Here is an 18,602-nt window from a genome sequence, read left to right on the forward strand (position 1 = left end):
GGGCTGCCCATTACATTCTCCCGATGGGTATTCTCAAGGACGCTTCTAGCAAACTCTTTCTTCAATTTATCGCGTATAAACACACAATCCAATGAACTTGCACGTGCAAGACAACCTGACGCATACACATTCCTCTCGCAGCGGCCAAATGTTTTGTTATACAGCACTGGGCCAGAGTGAGCTGGTTGGGACTGAAATGGGTACACCGAGGTATGATGCTCTCGAACAAAACACTGCTGATTGTTGACGATGATGAGGAAATCGCCAGCCTGACGGCAGACTTCCTGAAAGATCGTGGGTACACCGTGTTCACTGCAAACTCTGCAGAGGAAGCCATTGAGCTTCTGGACACCAACCACATTGATCTGATGGTTCTGGACATCATGCTGCCGGGAGAAAACGGGCTGACCCTGTGCCAGCGCGTGCGCCAGACTTCCAGGATGCCAATCATCATCATCTCCGCGATTACAGGTGATACGGAGCGTATTGTCGGGCTGGAGCTGGGCGCTGATGATTATCTGGAAAAGCCGTTCAATCCTCGTGAGTTACAGGCTCGCATCTTCGCTATTTTCCGCCGGACTGAAGACGTTGAAACAGCAGCAGCGCCCAAAGCGCAGCGCTTTGAATTCGCCGGTTGGAAACTGGATGAAGCAACCCGCCACCTGACCGCGCCAGATGGTGTGCTGGTGCATTTGAGCTCTTCTGAATTTGACGCTCTGCTGACCTTTGTGAAGGCACCGCAAAAGCCGATTTCCCGCGATACACTGGGCCGCGTGCTGCGCGGTGCCAAGGTGGATTCCCACGATCGCAGCATTGATATTCTGATCAGCCGCCTGCGCAAGAAGCTGGCACAGACGGACCCGAGTACGGATTTCATCACCACTGTGCGCCATCAGGGCTATCTGTTTTCTCAAAGCGTAACGCGGGTGTAGGTCCATGGCACTGAAAAGAGCGTGGCCATGTCAGGATTGATCCTGAGCTTTCTGCCCAGATCCCTTGAACGCCGTATGGTTGTGGTTCTCATCACCGCCGTGCTCTCGGTCTTCGTGGTTTTGGGGCTCACGCTCAACGCCTACAACACGCGCGAGTTAGCACTGGCGAACTCCTTTGAAGCCGGTGCAGAACTGAGCCAATACATGCGCGGCACTGCACCCGCTCCTTTTGCGGGCAAATATCTGCAGGTTGTTGAAGCTGGCAAACCAGTGCTTTCAGGTGATGTCACTTCTCTTCCTTTGACCTTCAATAACGATGGTCTCAAGCTCGCAGCCGAACTGGTGTTTACCGGTGCTTTGCCCCGGGCAGATCTAATCACGCACGACCAACCCAATCCAGCCTATCAACTTGATAAGCTGGGCGCTTTTGCTCAAGCCGTCACACGGCAAGACAAGGCTGTTCAGCTCTATCTGACGCTTCCAAACCAGCAAGGCAACCGCCTGATCACGTTCCCGAAACTGTGGCAGGACCGGATGACGGAGCCGGTGCTGTTCATCATCGCCGCGCTTTGCATCACGCTGGTGCTTGTGCTGGCCCGCAGCCTCATTCACTACACCGCCGCTCCGTTCCGGTCCCTGGCAAAGTATGAGCGTGCCGAGCTGAAACCGTGGGACACGGAGGAAGCCGTTGCCCTGCAGGATACGCTGGTGCGAGAGCAGGAAGCCCGAGCACAGTTGCTGGAAGAGCAAAAACGCATGCTGGCCTCCATCAGCCATGATCTGCGTACACCTGCCACCCGTCTACGCCTGCGGCTGGAGCAGATCGAATCCACCGCCCTGCGCAATCGCATGCTGCATGATGTGGAAGAGATGACCCGTCTCATCGCAGCCTCCCTTGATTTCCTCCGGTTCAACGCCTTGTTGGAAGAGCCTCAGCACCTCTCTCTCGCCGCACTGCTGCAATCGCTTTGTGATGACTATATGGACACGGGCAATGATGTTGTCTTCGTCCCCCAGCGCCATAAGCTGACGGACCAAAGCCGCAATATTTTTGGTGGTGGCGGTGAAGTTGAGCTGGAGGTTGAGGGCCGCGCAGTCATGAACGGCCAACCCACTGCTTTGCGCCGTGCCTTCAGCAATCTCATTGATAATGCGCTCAAATATGGTGGTGCGGCCACCGTTGAGATGCAAAACCTTGAGAATGATCAGCTGCTTGTTTCCATCAGTGATCCCGGCCCCGGCATTCCGGACCACCTGCACGAAAAGGTGTTTGAACCGTTCTTTCGCAATGACAGTGTGGAACGCACCCGTTCCTCCAGTGTTGGTCTCGGCCTTTCTATCGTCAAGCAGATCATCAACGCCCATGGCGGCGAAATCAGCCTTGGCGAAACACCAGAAGGCAAGTTCTGTATCTTCGTGAAATTGCCGCGCGAGTTGTAGGCGCACTCACTCTCTGCGTAGTTTTCCTCATACCACCTGCCATTTTGGGGAAAGACCTGCAAAAACAACCTGTAATGTAACAAGTTGATACATCAGGTTTGCGAGCAAGGCACTTTCATGATTTCCCTAGGACATCATTTAGAAATCCGTCGTTAAAAGCGGAAGGTACCATCGCTGCATTTGCGCAGTGTGACCCGGACTTTAATGGAGTACAGGATGAAAGCGCTATTTATTGGCCAGTCCTACATCGACGTGACCTTTTTGTCAGAGACCATGCCGGAAGGTGATGAGAAGGCAATTGCGCAGGATTATGCTGTCAGCTTTGGCGGCAACGCTGTCACCGCAGCTTTCGTTTGCGCTAAGCTGGGCATCTCACCTGACCTGCTGTGCTCCATGGCAGATGACTGGCTGTCCCGCATGTTCCGCGATATGGCCGCAAAATACTCCATTCCGATCCACAGCTGCAAAGTGAAGGAAAGTTCTCTCTCCTTCATCATGCCAAAAGACGGTAAACGCGCCATCGTGCGTTGTCGCGACAATGACTTCCTGCATCCGGTTCCTGAGCTTAATCTGGCTGGCTGTCAGGCGCTGCACGTAGACGGTCACATCCCTCATGCCGCTTTGCACTACGCCAAACTTTGCCGCAAACACGGCATCCTGACATCTCTGGATGGTGGTGCCGTTCGTGAGAACACCGAGGAACTGCTCGACTACATTGATGTGGCGATCGTTTCTGAGTTGTTTTGTGAGCAGCTTGGCAAATCCCCGGAAGACACACTGGAATATTTGCGTGCTAAAGGCGTGAAGGTCGGTGGTGTCACTCAGGGTGAAAAAGGCCTGCTGTGGTACGAAGACAAGTGCCCAATCAAGCGCCAAGCCGCTTTGAAGGTGCCAAAAGAACGGGTCATCGACACCAACGGTGCGGGTGATACTTTCCACGGTGCGTATGTCTATGCATATCTGGCAGACCCAAAAGGCTCTTGGGAAGATCACTTCAAAACAGCGCGCGCAGCTTCTGCCCACGCCATTCAGTTCCTCGGCAACGAGGCCTCCCTGCCAACCGTTCTTGACCTCGACAACGTGCAGAAGAATTTTCCAGCGAGTGATGCGTAATATGAGTTCTGTTCAGCCTGTTAAAACGGCTCTTGTGGGCTTTGGTGTTTCTGGCCAAAGCTTCCACGCACCCCTGCTGACCTTTGTTGAAGGCATCGACCTTGCCGCGGTGGTTTCCAGCAAGCCGGACCTTGTCAAAAGCAAGTTGCCCGACTGCACGCCATACACCTCCTTTGAAGAGGTGTTGGCACAGCCGGACATCGAGCTTGTCGTTCTCAGCCTGCCCAATACGCTGCATTACGATCACGCTAAAAAAGCGCTGCTGGCTGGTAAGCATGTGGTGGTTGAAAAGCCGTTCACCATCACCAGTGCGGAAGCGGAAGAGCTGATCGACATTGCAGAGCAGAAAGACCTGAAGCTCTCCGTCTATCACAACCGCCGCTTCGACTGTGATTTCCTGACGGTTCAGGACCTGATGGAAACAGGTCGCCTCGGCAAAGTGCACTCGTACCTGTGCAACTACAATCGCTATCGCCCGGACATCAAAGGCCGCTGGCGCGAACAAGATATCCCCGGTGCTGGCATCCTGTATGATCTGGGTGCCCATGGCATCGATCAGGCGCTGAGTTTGTTTGGCACGCCAAAATCAGTTCAGGCGAGGCTTCGCGTTCAGCGCAAAGAAGCGGCAGCGGTGGATCACTTCCACCTCGTGCTGGGCTATGACGACTGCGATGTCATCCTGCACGGCAACTGCCTCAGCACAGAGCAAGGTCCACGCTTTCAGGTGAGCGGGGATAAAGCCACCTACATCACCTATGGCATGGACCCGCAAGAGGACATGCTGAAGGCTGGCGGCGGACCTGCAAGCCCGACCTGGGGTGTTGAAGCAGAAGACGACTGGGGCATGCTTTATGACGAGACGGGTGAAGGTACGCCGGTACCAAGCCAGAAAGGCGGATACGAACGGTTCTATGCTGGTATGCGGGACGCCATTCGCAATGACACCGCAGTACCAGTCTCCCCACGTGATGCGATGCAGACCATCCGGATTATCGAAGCTGCTTATCTGAGCGAAAAAGAAGCCAGAACTGTCTTGCTCTGAAGATCGAATTTTGACCTGCGGCGGCTCTTTGCTGGCGCAGGTTCCTCTCCCCGCGGTTCAGCACATAAGCGCGCACCAAAAAACGCTTTGAACGCAAAAATCACAAAACAACGCAAATAAAAACGCAAGGCTGAATCCGGTCCCCCGTTCCCTTCAGGCATGGACGCTTTTGGGATTTCGGGAAGCTGGAGCGTGTGCAGATCCTCATTGCGGATGAAACAGCCCGGATTGACGGCTCTGTAATGTATCAAGCTGTTGTTACAGCATTGTTGCAAATGTATGGGAGGGTGCCGCCGACCCCATGTAATTTCATGATGTATATTAGTATATAATTCGAATTAATCTTATCTATACATCAAGTCGACTAGCACTGATATCCATCAGTAAGTCATTCTCTATGTAATGAGAAATATTTCCCTTTGTAACAATTCGTAACACCCCGTAACACTAGTCTTTTTACGTATTGTTGTGCGGCCTTACGCAAATGATCCTCGCGTAAAAATCGCCTCTTGTCTCTTCAAGACTTAGCCGAAGCTTAAGAAGGCGCGCATTCACCTAATATAATCGGGAGATAAAACGGTGAAGGATCCAAAAAACAAATTTTCCATCAATTTGCCTTTAAAGGGCATTGTTCAGGCTGTCACCGACCTGCCCGATCCGGTGTTTGCCGAAAAAATGATGGGTGATGGCGTTTCCATCGACCCGACAGACAATGTTCTTTACGCCCCATTCGCTGGCAAGATAACTCAAATTCATAATTCACATCATGCAGTTACGTTGCAGCAAGGCGACGTTGAACTGCTGATGCACATCGGCCTCGACACCGTCGCCCTGAAAGGCCGCGGCTTCGAATTGCACGTCGCTGAGGGAGATCAGGTCGAGCAAGGTCAACCCCTTATCACCTTCGACGCCGACCTCATCGCCCGCGAATGTGTTTCCGTTCAATCCGCAATCGTTATCACCAGCGGTCAGGAAATCACGACCCTCGCTCCTCTCGGCACCGTTCAGACAGACCTCAATCAGGTCGTCTTCACTGTCCCAAGCAGCAACGATCCTCAAGGTACCACCGCTCCGGCGCAGGAAACTGCCACTGAGCCAACTGGTCCTGCCATCACCGGCTCCATCAAGATCCCCAACGCCACCGGCCTCCACGCCCGTCCAGCCGCTCGTTTAGCTGTTGAAGTGCGCAAGGCAAATGCGAAAGTTACCTTTACCGTCAACGGAAAAACCTGCAGCGGCTCTTCCGTAACCGGCATTATGTCATTGAAAACAAAGCTGGGTGACGAGCTTGAGATTGAAGCTGTTGGTCCAGACGCACAGCAAGTTGTGGCAGATGTTATCGCTGCTGTGAAAGCTGGTCTTGGCGAAGAAATCACCAGCTTCTCCGAGGCTCCGCAGGAAGACGTGATCGAGGAAGCACCTCTGCTTCAGGTCAAGTCCGGCGAAGATGGCGTTCTCATCGGCTTCACCGCCTCTCCGGGTCGCGCTATCGGTAAATTGGTCAAGCACAACAAGACTCTACCAGAGGTCACTCGCGAAAGCATCGGTCCAGCTGAAGAGCGTGCCGCGTTCAAAGCCTCCGTCAAATCCTCCATCGCAGACCTGCAAAGCATCATCGACCGCCTGAACAACAACAGTCAGGAAGAACTGGCCGAGGTCTTCAACGCCCACATCGAACTGCTTTCCGATCCAGAACTCTCCGAAAAGCCACTGGCAGACATCGCCAAGGGCCAAGGCGCAGCCTGGAGCTGGAAGCTGGCTTACGAAGCACAGGCTGAAACCCTCGCCAAAATGGACGACCCGCTGCTCGCTGGCCGCGCCGTTGACGTCCGTGATATCGGCCTGCGCGTACTGAAAAAGCTGCTTGGCGTTGATGATGGCGGTGAAATTTTAGAGGAAGGCACCATCCTTCTTCAGGAAGACGTCACACCTTCCGAGATCGTTGCTCTGGACCTCACCAAGATCGTCGGTCTGTGCACCACCCATGGCGGGTCTTCTTCTCACGCGGCCATCATCGCCCGCTCTAATGACTTGCCTTACCTCGTCAATGTCGAAGACGCCATGAAGGACCTCGAAGACGGCACCGTCCTTCTGCTGGATGCAAAGCGCGGCAAAATCAAAGTTTCTCCGACTGACGCCGAGCAAGCTGCCTTCACCAGGAAGATCGAAAATGCAGCCAAACAAGCCAAAGAATACCAGCGCGATGCGCATAAACCAGCCATCACCAAAGACGGTTTTCGGGTGGAAATTGCCGCTAACATCGGTAGCGTAGAAGATGCTGAAAAGGCTGTTGCAGCTGGTGCTGAAGCTGTTGGTCTGCTGCGATCCGAGTTCCTCTACATGGAGCGCCTCAACGAGCCGACAGAAGAAGAGCAGGCCGAAAAAGTTGGCGCAATTCTTGAGGTTATGGGCAAGGAACGCCCTGTCATCATCCGCACATTGGACGTGGGCGGCGACAAGCCTTTGCCTTACATGCCTATGCCGCATGAAGAAAACCCATTCCTCGGTGTTCGCGGTGTACGTATCGGTATTGAGCGCCCAAGCATCCTGCGCCGTCAGGTCCGTGCCATTCTCTCTCAGGCACACAAGGGTCATGCACGCATCATGTACCCGATGATCAGTGCGCTGGACGAGCTGCGAGCCGTCAACGCGCTGGTGCGTGAAGAGCAGAAGAGCCTTGGTGTTGAGCACGTTGAAGTCGGCATCATGATTGAAGTGCCGTCCGCTGCTCTGATGGCCGACAAGCTGGCACAGGAAGTGGACTTCTTCTCCATCGGCACCAATGACCTCACCCAGTACGTCATGGCCATCGACCGTGGCCACCCGGGCCTCGCATCCCGTGCGGATGCGCTGCACCCAGCCGTTCTGCGCATGATCGAACTCACCGTTCGCGCTGCAGAAGATGCAGGCAAATGGGTCGGTGTTTGTGGCGGTCTTGCCAGTCAGATTGAAGCCGTCCCGATCTTGATCGGCCTCGGCATCAAAGAACTCTCCGTCAGCGTACCTGCTCTGCCGGAAGTGAAACACACAGTTCGCACTGTATCCATGGAGGAGTCCCGCAAGCTCGCGCAAGCAGCTTTGGACTGCGCGGATACCAGTGACGTGAAAGATCTCCTCAAATCACAGCAGTGATGCAGGAGTAAATGTGGGAGTTGGTGTTCCAGTCGGGAATACCTAACAAAATCAGGGGGCATGGCGTGCTCGCACACCATGCAACTCTGGGGGAAAAACAATGAGTACATTCTCAAACGCATTTGGAGCCTTACAGAAGGTTGGTAAGTCCCTGATGCTGCCAGTGTCGGTTCTTCCAGCTGCTGGTATCCTTCTCGGCGTCGGCGCAGCTGACCTGCCGTTCATTCCGGAATTCATCAACCACCTGATGGCTCAGGCTGGTGGTTCGATCTTCGGTAACCTGCCAATCATCTTCGCAGTTGCCGTTGCACTCGGCTTCGCCAAAAACGACGGTGTTGCCGGCCTTGCAGCCGTGGTTGGTTACGGTGTTCTTCTTGCAACAATGGGCGTTGTTGCTGAGACACTTGCGATCGAAACCAAGCCGATCCTCGGGATCACCTCCATTGATACCGGCGTGTTCGGCGGCATCCTCGTGGGCGCGCTGGCTGCGTTCATGTTCAACAAGTTCTACCGCATCAAGTTACCGGATTATCTAGGTTTCTTCGCGGGTAAGCGATTTGTGCCGATCATCACCGCGTTTGCCTGTATTTTCCTCGGTGTTATCCTGTCGTTCGTATGGCCTCCAATCGGTGGTGCCATCAACGCGTTCTCCCGTTGGGCAGCAGAAGAAAACCCAGAAGTTGCGTTCTTCATCTACGGTGTGATTGAGCGTGCGCTGATCCCATTCGGCCTGCACCACATCTGGAACGTTCCATTCTTCTTTGAGGCTGGCTCCTACATTGATCCGGCAACTGGCCAGGCCGTAACCGGCGAAATCCAGCGTTACCTTGCTGGCGACCCTACTGCTGGTAACATGGCTGGTGGCTACCTCTTCAAAATGTGGGGTCTACCTGCTGCTGCTCTGGCAATCTGGCACTGCGCGAAGCCTGAAAACCGCACCATGGTTGGCGGTATCATGATCTCCGCAGCGCTGACCTCTTTCCTGACCGGTATCACCGAACCAATCGAATTTGCGTTCCTCTTCGTTGCGCCAGTTCTTTACATCGCACACGCCATTCTGGCAGGTGTTGGCTACTCCCTGATGATCATGCTCGGCATCAAGCACGGCATGACCTTCTCACACGGTTTCATCGATTACGTTCTGCTTTACCCACTGTCTTCCAACGGCTGGATGTTGGTCGTGTTTGGTCTGGGTTACGCAGCTCTGTACTACGCTGTATTCCGTGTTCTCATTGTAGCCCTGAACCTGAAAACTCCAGGCCGCGAAGCTGCAACTGAAGCCTCCGCAGCTGTTGCCAGCGGCGATGAAGATGCAATGTCCGCAGCGCTTGTGAAAGCCTTCGGCGGTGCAGACAACATCACCAATCTGGATGCATGTATCACCCGTCTGCGTGTCAGCACCGCTGATGTCTCCAAGGTTGATGATGCTGCGTTGAAAGCCCTCGGCGCGCGCGGTGTGATCCGCGTTGGTAATGGTGCTCAGGCCATCTTCGGAACAGCTTCTGAGAACCTGAAGACCGACATGGAGATCTACCTGCAAGGTGGCGGTGCCTCTGCGCAACCTGCTGCCGAGCAAAGCCTTGATGCAGCAGCCATCTTTGGTCAGCTTGGCGGCAAGGATAACGTGGTAGCTGTTGAAGCTGTTGCAAATACCCGCGTACGCGTGGAACTGCGCGATATCGCTGGCGTGTCCATGCCAGAGCTGTCACAGGCTGGCATTCAGGTCATGAAAGCGGGAGACAAAGCGCTCCACCTCATCGTTGGCGACAAGTACACCAAACTCGCCAAGGATCTCTCTGCTCAGATTTAACTGACAGAGACATAAGGTGCCTTTGAAGGTTTACCCTCCTCCCGAACCTTCAGGGGCACCCACCACCAAAAGCAGCACTCCCCGCCCGGCGAGTGCTGCTTTTTTAGTGTTTGTATATATTATTTATAGTAATGGGGTGTATTTAAAGCAGGTGAGGTCTAGAATTAGGTGTATTAATTACCTTCGTGTGATTAGTTTTTTATTGCGGAAATCTGAATTTAGTTTCAGGTTGTTGTTTAGATGGTCTTGATATGTGAAGTATTAAGCAAATTTGTATCTGGTTGAAAATGCGCTGGCCATCGATCTGTAGAGCCAGATCTTGGACTGGATGACATACGCACGTATAAGAATTCCAGGACCACCTTCGCTCATGGAAGCTACACTCTTTATGGGGATTATGTTGAGTAGCTCCATGCTGTGTAGAATGAGCTAGGCTTGTTGTTCATCCGACTAGCTTTCCCCAGGAAGTTCTCAGAAAGTTTGCTTAATCCTACTGATTGCCCCTTTGAGTTGCAATCTCTCTCCTCGCTTCAGCCTTTTAGCTACCGTCCCGCTGCACAAACAGCAGCGGTTTGTATTCTACTAAACCTACTAACTTCTATCACTGCATTTAGGCATAGGTCTTGAGCTACAAGGCGTCGTAGTTCACTCTCAAGTAATATTCTCAGCAGCTTTTGGCTATTTTGTCGTATATGAGATTGCTGGAGCGGTGAACAACACGCGTCTGATGCATAATTTGCATCCTTCAGCTGCATGAAAGGTTGACTTAGGCGAGTGCATCCGATTTACACCAGACAAACTCCATAAGTGGAAGAGCTTTTAGGTATGCTGGATAAAACATATGAGGCGGCCTCTGTTGAGCCGCGGATTTACGACGCTTGGGAACAGGCAGGGGCCTTTAAGGCAGGTGCGGGCGCAGAAGATGGAGCTGCGACCTACTCAATCGTGATTCCGCCGCCGAATGTGACAGGCTCTCTGCATATGGGCCATGCTCTCAACAACACTTTGCAGGACATTATGGTTCGCTACCAGCGTATGCGCGGTCGCGATGTTCTGTGGCAGCCGGGTATGGACCACGCAGGTATTGCGACACAAATGGTCGTTGAGCGCCAGATGGCTGCTGACGGCGGCAATGTCACGCGTCGTGACCTTGGCCGTGAAGCGTTTATTGAACGTGTGTGGAAATGGAAAGGTGAGTCCGGCGGGATGATCTTTAACCAGCTTAAGCGCCTTGGTGCGTCTTGTGACTGGTCCCGTGAGCGTTTCACCATGGACGAAGGCCTCTCCAAAGCCGTTCTGGAAGTGTTTGTTTCTCTTTACAAAGAGAACCTGATTTACAAGGACAAGCGCCTTGTGAACTGGGATCCTAAACTTTTGACTGCGATTTCCGATCTGGAAGTTGAGCAGAAGGAGATGCAGGGCAACATGTGGCATTTCCGCTATCCGCTGGCGGATGGTGTGACGTACCAGCACCCTGTTGCGTTTGATGAAGACGGCAAGGCGACCGAGTTTGAGACGCGTGATTACATCGTGATTGCGACCACTCGCCCGGAAACCATGTTGGGTGATACGGCTGTTATCGTTCATCCGGATGATGAGCGCTTTAAAGAGCTGCAGGGCAAAGACATTATCCTGCCGCTGGTTGGCCGCCGTATTCCAATCCTTGCTGACGACTATGTTGATCTTGAAACCGGTACAGGCGCGATGAAGGTTACGCCTGCGCATGATTTCAATGACTTTGACATTGGTAAGCGTCATTCTCTGCGTCAGATTTCCATCATGGACCGTGAAGCCAACATTGTTCTGCGTGAAGCAGAAGGCTTTATGGATGGTCTGGAACTGACCGATGAGCTGAGCAAAACACTGGAAACACTTGAAGGTGTTGAGCGCTTTGCGGCACGCAAGATGATTGTTTCGATGCTGGAAGAGCGCGGTCTGCTGGATGAGGTTGTTGATCACGTCAACATGGTTCCACATGGCGACCGTGGCGGCGTTCCGATTGAGCCTATGCTGACTGACCAGTGGTATGTTGATGCCAAGACCATGGCACAGCCTGCTATTGCATCCGTCCGTGAAGGTCGCACCAAGTTCGTTCCTGCCAACTGGGACAAGACTTATTACGAGTGGATGGAAAACATCCAGCCGTGGTGTATTTCCCGTCAGTTGTGGTGGGGACACCGTATCCCTGCGTGGTATGGCCCGGAAGGCAAGTTCTTCGTTGAAAAGAGCGAAGAAGAAGCACTGGCTGCGGCTGCGGAGTTCTATGGTAAGCCTGTAAAGCTGATGGAGCAGAACGACGCTATAGCTGCGCATGATGCCGGAGACGCTGACTTTGTTGCCATGTACCGCGATGAAGACGTTCTGGATACCTGGTTCTCTTCTGCGTTGTGGCCGTTCTCGACTATGGGCTGGCCGGATAAAACCGCTGAGCTTGCACGCTACTACCCAACGTCTGTTCTTGTGACCGGCTTCGACATCATCTTCTTCTGGGTTGCCCGCATGATGATGATGGGCAAGCACTATATGAAGACCGAGCCATTCGACACAGTTTACATTCACGCCCTCGTCCGTGACGAGAAGGGCGCGAAGATGTCCAAGTCCAAGGGCAACGTGATTGATCCGCTGGCGCTGATCGAAGAGTACAGTGCAGATGCGCTGCGCTTCACGCTTGCTGCCATGGCTGCACAGGGCCGAGATATCAAGCTGGCGACGTCTCGTGTTGCTGGTTATCGCAACTTTACCACCAAGCTCTGGAACGTTTGCCGCTTTGCGGAAATGAACGAGTGTCATGCTGTAGACGGCTTTGACCCTGCGCTTGTTAAGCAAACCGTGAACCGCTGGATCGTGACTGAAACCAGCCGCGCTATTCGCGAAGTTTCTGAGGCGATTGATACTTACCGCTTCAACGATGCTGCCGGTGGTGCATACCGCTTTGTCTGGAACACATTCTGTGACTGGTATGTGGAGCTGACCAAGCCGATCTTCTACAGCGATGATGAAGCGGCTAAGGAAGAAGTTCGTGCCACAACAGCCTGGGCTCGTGATGAGATCCTGAAGCTTCTGCACCCGTTCATGCCGTTCATCACGGAAGAGCTTTGGATGCGTACGGTTGAAGATGGCGAGAACAAGCGTGAGAAGCTTCTGGCACTTTCTGCCTGGCCGACCTCCATTGGTGAAGATGGCGAGGCTGCTGCTGAGATCAACTGGCTGATCGACATGATTGTCCAGATCCGCTCTGTTCGTTCTGAAATGAACGTTCCGGCCGGGGCGAAGGTTCCTGTTGTTCTGTGTGGTGCTTCTGAACAGACCAAAGCACGTCTGGAAATTCATGAAGCGGCGATCATCAAGAACGCGCGTGCTGAAACAGTCACCACTGCTGATGAGATCCCGCAGGGCTCTGCTCAGATTGTTGTTGGTGAAGCAACCGTTTGTTTGCCGCTTGCTGGTGTTATCGATCTGGATGCTGAAAAGGCACGTCTTGGCAAGTCTTTGGACAAGATTGTTGGTGAACTCACCAAGATCTCCAAGAAGCTTGAAAACGAGCGCTTCCTTGCAAAAGCTCCGGAAGATGTCGTTGCTGCTGAAAAAGAAAAAGTGGCTGAACTTGCTGAGCGCAAGGAAAAGATGGATGCCGCTTTGGAGCGCCTCGCAGCTCTGGGCTAAGGCTCTTTCATCCTTTGAATTTTGCAAAACGCGGCTCTTCGGGGCCGCGTTTTTTGCTTAGGCTTTCTCTTCCCTCAATACTGCACGAACAGTCTTGCGTTGGCGCCGTGGTCTAGGGTTTGGTCGGCGAGGAGGCCGTAGTAGTTGATGTTGAGTTGGATGTGCTCGGCCAGCCGGGATTCAAGACCGGTTTCGATCAGGGCCACGTTGCGGGCGATTGGGACGCTGGCGACGGTGAAGGGGTTGCCGCTGTCGATGAAGCTTTGGGTGTAGTCGAGCGTATCAGCGGAAGAGTATTGCCAGGCTGCCAAGCCAACAAAGCTTGTGTCCCCATAAAGGTAGTTGGAAAGGTCAAACTCGCCGCGTGTTCCCAGTGTCAAAAAGGTGAGGGAGTTGGATTGCCCGTCTGCTTTGAGAGCTGCTGCACCGCCGGTTTCATTGAAGCCGGGACCAGACAGGTAAGCATAGGCAACTCCTGCAAAAGGTTCCAGATTGCCGTAGGTGCTTTCCAACGTGTATCCAAGCTCACCAAACACCTGCACAGAACCGGCGAACTGGTCAGATGACAGTGTTTCTTCCGGGAAGAGGCTTACATCGCGATCAGTTGCAATGTTGTACCATGTACCGGCAACACCTCCGCGCAGTTTGACGTTGTCGATCGGATTGGCACTGGCGTAGCCGCCGACACTGTAGCTGTCACTGTCAGATGATGCATCGATGGAACTGATGTCGATGGATGTTCTGCCGAAGCCTGCAACCACACCCAGCTGCACCATGTCAAAGTAGGTTGCATCAACACCAACCAGAACGCCGCCGACGCTTCTGCCTGTGGTGCGGGCATTGCCATCGGAGAAGAATTGACCCCAGCTGCCGTAGACCTGCCCCCACATCTCAAAGGGGCCAACTTTGCGGGAAACGGTGTTGTCATCCACGTCTGCAGCAAAAGCGCTGTGAGCCTTGTAAAGGCGGTCATTCACCGCTTGTCGCAGGAAGCGGCTGTCGGCAAGAAGGATTGCACGGGTTGAAGCGTTGATTTCACCTGCAAGGGGATCGAGAAGAGCTTTAATCTGAGCGTTGTTCATGGGCGCAAGTTGTGTGAAGAGATCGCCGCTTTCATTGATAGTATCAAGCGCCAGAGTGACTGAATGTTCGTTGCGTGTATCTGCCAGGCCATTGAAGTTGTTGGAGCTTCGGATGAACTGGATCGCGACATCGTTACCGTCTCCTGGGATACCGTAGATAACGTTCACATCTAACATGAACATGTCATGGTTGACTGAACTGAACGTGCCAGTCGGTGGCTCTGACCCCGGTGCGGAGAGATTGTCAATAATGACGAACTCATCGCCGATCTTGACCGGCGTTGGACCCATAACGTTGACGAGATCAAGCGCAACGTCGTTCAGGTCCACGCTGCCACCTGCGAGGATCTGGATCTGATCCGCGTTTGCCATTCCAGAAACCGGATCAGAGCCGATTTCCATCTCCAGCGTGCCGCCAGTGCCCGTCGCATCCAGACTGCCGAGCGTAATTGTGCCGAAGGATGCTCCGGGTGCGATGATGCCGCCGTTAAGTGTCACACTGCCGCTGGCTGTGCCGTACCCTTCGAGCCGACCATCCGCGTTCACGGTCAGGTCACCTGAAAGAGTAGAACTATCCGTTAAGGACGTACCAATCCGCATGGTGCCGCCGTTGATGGTGGAGCTGACCAGTGATTTGGTGCCGTCTGACAGGATAAGCGTACCTGCACCGTTCTTTAGGAAGGTACCTCCACCGGGAGTGGCATCTCCGGTCCAGGTGAGGGTTGCACCTGCGTTTGCCATGTCGATGGTATTATCATTGCTGTTCACTTGCAGCTTGGTCGTATCAACAGTTTCGCTACCAGTGCCCAGATAGAAAAGAGTTCCACCGTTTACGATCACATTGCCGGACCCAATGGCCGAGGTAGAAAAGCCTTCCAGACCAAGCGTGCCGGTGTCGATTTCAATATCTGCTGTGTAGCCTGAGTTGTCGCCAAGCAGATTGACTTCACCCGGGCCGGTGAAGGTAACCTGATCTGAACCAGTCAGCCCGGACATGATGTTGATCTGGCCAACGATGTCGGTCGTTCCAACCACGTTCCCGGCGCCGGAAAACGCCAGCTCATTGATGGTGACCGTGCTGCCGCCGGTGTAGGTCAGAGTTGAGGAGTTCAGTGTGATGCCGACATTGCCGTTGCCGATGTTGGTGCCGTCATTGAAGATCAACTCGGTATCGGTTACGCCAAGGTCACCGGTCCATGAGCTGTTGGTGCCGGTTAGGGTGGTTGCTTGGCCACCATCGATGGACAAGTTGCCTGAGCCGGAAAGGTTGGAGGAGATTTCCAGATCGACCGTATTGTCATCAATGTCGATTGTGTTACTTGTGCCACTGGCGATAGCAATCCTTGAGAGATTGACGTCTGTGGAACCCTGATAGAGCAGGTTACCATTGTTGAGGGTGGTTGTGCCAAGCCCAAGGCGGTCCGGGTCAGTAAATTCGATAGAACTGTTTTCCTGAACAATGAGACCACCAGAGAAACTGTTGTCGCCCTGCAGGTTGACCGTGCCGCCAGACCCAATGGTGAGAGCCCCCGGTGTGCCGCCGCCATCTGTGATGTCACCAGTCAGTGCCAGGGTGCGTCCGGATTGCACATCAAGCGTACCGTCATCGTGCATCTTGAAATCGTTGGCGATGGTCGCATCTGCACCAGAAATATAACTCAGATCACCACCGTAAAAGAGAACGTCACCTGTGCCGATGTTGGCTGCCGCTTCAAACTCCACAGTACCGGCTGCCAGATCCAAACCGCCGCTGAAGCTGCTGCCCGCTCCACCCAGAACCAGCGTTCCTGCTCCGAGTTTCTTTAGCAGGCCAGTACCACTGATGGTATTGCTGGCAGTGAGGGTATCACCAGAGCCCACCGTCACGGATGATGTTCCATCCAGATCAATCAGATTGGCAATCGTCGTGGTTGTTCCGGTGAAGTTGAGGTTACCGCTGTCGAGTTCAATCGCACCTGTGCCCAGATCATCGGAGTCTGCAAAGCCAACCGTGCTGTTTTCCTGAACGATCAGACCGCCTGAGAACGTGTTGGTTCCTCGCAGATTGGCTGTGCCGCCGGAGCCGATGGTGAAGGAGCCCGGTGTGCCGTCACCGTCAACGATGTTGCCTGTGATTGTCAGAGTACGCCCGGATTGCAGATCAAGACTACTATCATCATACAGTTCAATCGTATTTGCGATTGTTGCGGAGGTTCCGGTGAAATTGAGGTTACCGTTGTCGAGTGCAACTGTGCCAGTGCCCAGATCATTGGAATCTGAGAAACCGACAGTGCTGTTTTCCTGAATGACAAGGCCTGCCGAGAATGTGTTGGTCCCTTGCAGATTGACTGTACCACCGGAACCGATGGTCAGCGTGCCGGGTGAGCCGCCGCCGTCAACGATGTTGCCTGTGATTGTGAGGGTGCGGCCTGATTGCACATCGAGGGTACCGTCATTGTGCATTTCAAACGTATTTGAGACGGTTGCATCCGAGCCGGACACATAGCTCAGATCACCACCGTAATAGATGATGTTTCCGCTGCCGATGTTGGCAGCCGCTCCAAACTGCACAGTTCCATCCGCCAGATCCAGCCCACCACTGAAGCTGCTGCCTGCTCCACCGAGAACCAGCGTTCCATCACCAAACTTTTTCAAACGGCCCGACCCGCTGATATCATTGCTGACGGTGAGCGTGTCACCGGACCCGACTGTCATGGATGATGTCCCGTCCAGATCAATCAGGTTACTAATTGTTGCAGTGGTTCCGTTAAAGGTGAGGTTGCCGTTGTCGAGCTCAACAGTGCCACTGCCAAGATCGTCAGAGTCCGAGAAGCCAACTGTGCTGTTTTCGTGAACGACCAGACCGGCTGAGAATGTGTTGGTGCCTTGCAGGTCAACTGTGCCGCCGGAGCCGATGGTCAGTTTGCCGGGTGAACCGCCGCCATCAACGATGTTACCTGTAATCGTCAGAGTACGACCTGATTGCACGTCAAGATTGCCGTTATTATGCATCTCAAACGTGTTTGATATGGTTGCATCTGAGCCAGAAATATAGCTCAGATCACCACCATAATAGATGATGTTTCCGCTTCCGATGTTGGCTGCTGCTCCAAACTCTACGGTGCCGTCTGCCAGATCCAGCCCACCGCTGAAGTTGCTACCCGCTCCATCAAGAACGAGCGTTCCGTTGCCCAGTTTCTTTAAGCGACCAGACCCGCTGATATCATTGCTGACAGTGAGGGTGTCGTTCGTGCCAACCTCAATTGAGGAGGTTCCATCCAGATCGATGAGGTTGTTGATTGTTGCTGTAGAGCCGGTAAATGTGAGGTGGCCGCTGTTCAGTTCAATCGCGCTGTTGCCCAGATTGGACGCGTTTGAAAACTGAACTTCTGTGCCATTAATGTCCGTTCCGCCGGTCCAGGAATTGTTGCCCGACAGAATGGTTACGCCATTGCCTTCAAACCTGACTTTGCCGTTACCAAACATATCTCCTGCAAGGGTGAGGTTGCCTGACGAGGTTGCAAAGGTTGCATCGTTTGTAGCGCCCACATTGGTGACTTCAATGTCGCCTTCTACGGTTAGGCTGCTATTTGAAACAAAAGTGCCGCCGACAAAGTCGAGCTGTGCATTTCCAACTGCATTGGTGCTTGTGAACGTGACGGTTGCACCTTCATCAAAGAACATTTTTCCTGAAAACTGGCTGTTGTTTCCAATCAGGCGAGTGGAGCCATTTTCAAAAAGGACTTCGCCAGCGCCCGAAGTGACTGAGGTTAGATCTGCGACTAGATGATCGCCTCCCGTGCTCGTGGTGTTGATCACAATTTTTGAGCCGTTCAGCATGTAAAGGTCGTCGACTTCCAGGAAGCCGGTGGCAAGAGCACCAGCGCCTTCCTGTCCACCTATATTGATGGTGCCTTTACCTTCTAAAACCATGTCAGATGTGGGAGCAAAAATTTGGCCATTATTGTAAAGGTTTATGGTGCCCTCGTTAACGCCGTTTGCAACCTCTATGAACGCGAACGAGCCTGATTGGAAAACCACCGCACTATCAAAAACATTCAATGTGCCGTTCGCGTTCACAACGCCAATCTCTACAAGTTGCCCGATGGGGACTGTGGTTCCAGCGAATACATTCAATGTTCCATCAGAACCGTTTTGGCCAATGCGTAAACCATTTGAGCCATTGATTGTGAAGGGAGGGTTGTTAATGGTACCGGTAATAACCGTCTGTGCATCTGCCCGTTCCACCTGAAGGCTGAACAGACAGGCAAACGCGAGGCCTGCAAGTGCAGTTGTTCCCAGAAGACGCTCACTATACCACATTTCAACCCTCACACATTTGCCAGTTACAGCAGTTCTGAGACAGTTGTTCAGTCGAGCACAGCCGTTACCGAAGGCTGCGCAGAGCA

Annotated in this window: 8 protein-coding genes; 7 read left to right on the forward strand and 1 reads right to left on the reverse strand. The window is 53.4% G+C overall.

Features of this window, described 5'->3' with window-relative positions; translation table 11 throughout:
• The first annotated feature begins 215 nt into the window (after positions 1-215).
• The 7 genes from PPL9_RS21220 (at position 216) to PPL9_RS21250 (ending at position 13,132) form a co-directional block, all read left to right on the forward strand.
• On the forward strand, positions 216-932 hold the full coding sequence (locus PPL9_RS21220) for a response regulator (protein ID WP_208986705.1): 717 nt from the start codon (positions 216-218) through the stop codon (positions 930-932).
• Positions 933-959: 27 nt separating this feature from the next.
• Complete coding sequence (locus PPL9_RS21225; RefSeq protein WP_057464589.1) at positions 960-2,372, forward strand: HAMP domain-containing sensor histidine kinase; 1,413 nt, start codon at positions 960-962, stop codon at positions 2,370-2,372.
• 216 nt (positions 2,373-2,588) lie between these two features.
• Positions 2,589-3,485, forward strand: a complete 897-nt coding sequence (locus tag PPL9_RS21230; RefSeq protein WP_057464591.1) for a sugar kinase — start codon at positions 2,589-2,591, stop codon at positions 3,483-3,485.
• 1 nt (position 3,486) lies between these two features.
• Positions 3,487-4,527, forward strand: coding sequence for an oxidoreductase (locus PPL9_RS21235; RefSeq protein ID WP_057464593.1), 1,041 nt, complete (start codon positions 3,487-3,489; stop codon positions 4,525-4,527).
• 579 nt (positions 4,528-5,106) lie between these two features.
• Positions 5,107-7,659, forward strand: coding sequence for a phosphoenolpyruvate--protein phosphotransferase (ptsP, locus tag PPL9_RS21240; RefSeq protein ID WP_057464595.1), 2,553 nt, complete (start codon positions 5,107-5,109; stop codon positions 7,657-7,659).
• 100 nt (positions 7,660-7,759) lie between these two features.
• A complete protein-coding gene (ptsG, locus tag PPL9_RS21245) occupies positions 7,760-9,469 on the forward strand; it encodes a PTS glucose transporter subunit IIBC (RefSeq protein ID WP_057464597.1) in 1,710 nt (569 codons plus the stop codon).
• 825 nt (positions 9,470-10,294) lie between these two features.
• Entirely contained in the window at positions 10,295-13,132 is a 2,838-nt protein-coding gene (locus PPL9_RS21250; protein WP_057464598.1) for a valine--tRNA ligase, read from the forward strand.
• A gap of 74 nt (positions 13,133-13,206) precedes the next feature.
• On the opposite strand, the gene PPL9_RS21255 is transcribed toward PPL9_RS21250, so the two are convergent.
• Complete coding sequence (locus PPL9_RS21255; protein ID WP_057464601.1) at positions 13,207-18,516, reverse strand: autotransporter domain-containing protein; 5,310 nt, start codon at positions 18,514-18,516, stop codon at positions 13,207-13,209.
• Positions 18,517-18,602: the final 86 nt, after the last annotated feature.

The organism is Pseudovibrio sp. POLY-S9, from assembly GCF_001431305.1.
In the GTDB taxonomy this organism is placed as follows: domain Bacteria; phylum Pseudomonadota; class Alphaproteobacteria; order Rhizobiales; family Stappiaceae; genus Pseudovibrio.

Bases quoted from the DNA above. Each gene is read 5' to 3' on its own strand.
- PPL9_RS21220 (WP_208986705.1), top strand. From the start codon at position 216: ATGCTCTCGAACAAAACACTGCTGATTGTTGACGATGATGAGGAAATC.
- PPL9_RS21225 (WP_057464589.1), top strand. From the start codon at position 960: ATGTCAGGATTGATCCTGAGCTTTCTGCCCAGATCCCTTGAACGCCGT.
- PPL9_RS21230 (WP_057464591.1), top strand. From the start codon at position 2,589: ATGAAAGCGCTATTTATTGGCCAGTCCTACATCGACGTGACCTTTTTG.
- PPL9_RS21235 (WP_057464593.1), top strand. From the start codon at position 3,487: ATGAGTTCTGTTCAGCCTGTTAAAACGGCTCTTGTGGGCTTTGGTGTT.
- ptsG (WP_057464597.1), top strand. From the start codon at position 7,760: ATGAGTACATTCTCAAACGCATTTGGAGCCTTACAGAAGGTTGGTAAG.
- PPL9_RS21250 (WP_057464598.1), top strand. From the start codon at position 10,295: ATGCTGGATAAAACATATGAGGCGGCCTCTGTTGAGCCGCGGATTTAC.
- PPL9_RS21255 (WP_057464601.1), bottom strand. From the start codon at position 18,516: ATGTGGTATAGTGAGCGTCTTCTGGGAACAACTGCACTTGCAGGCCTC.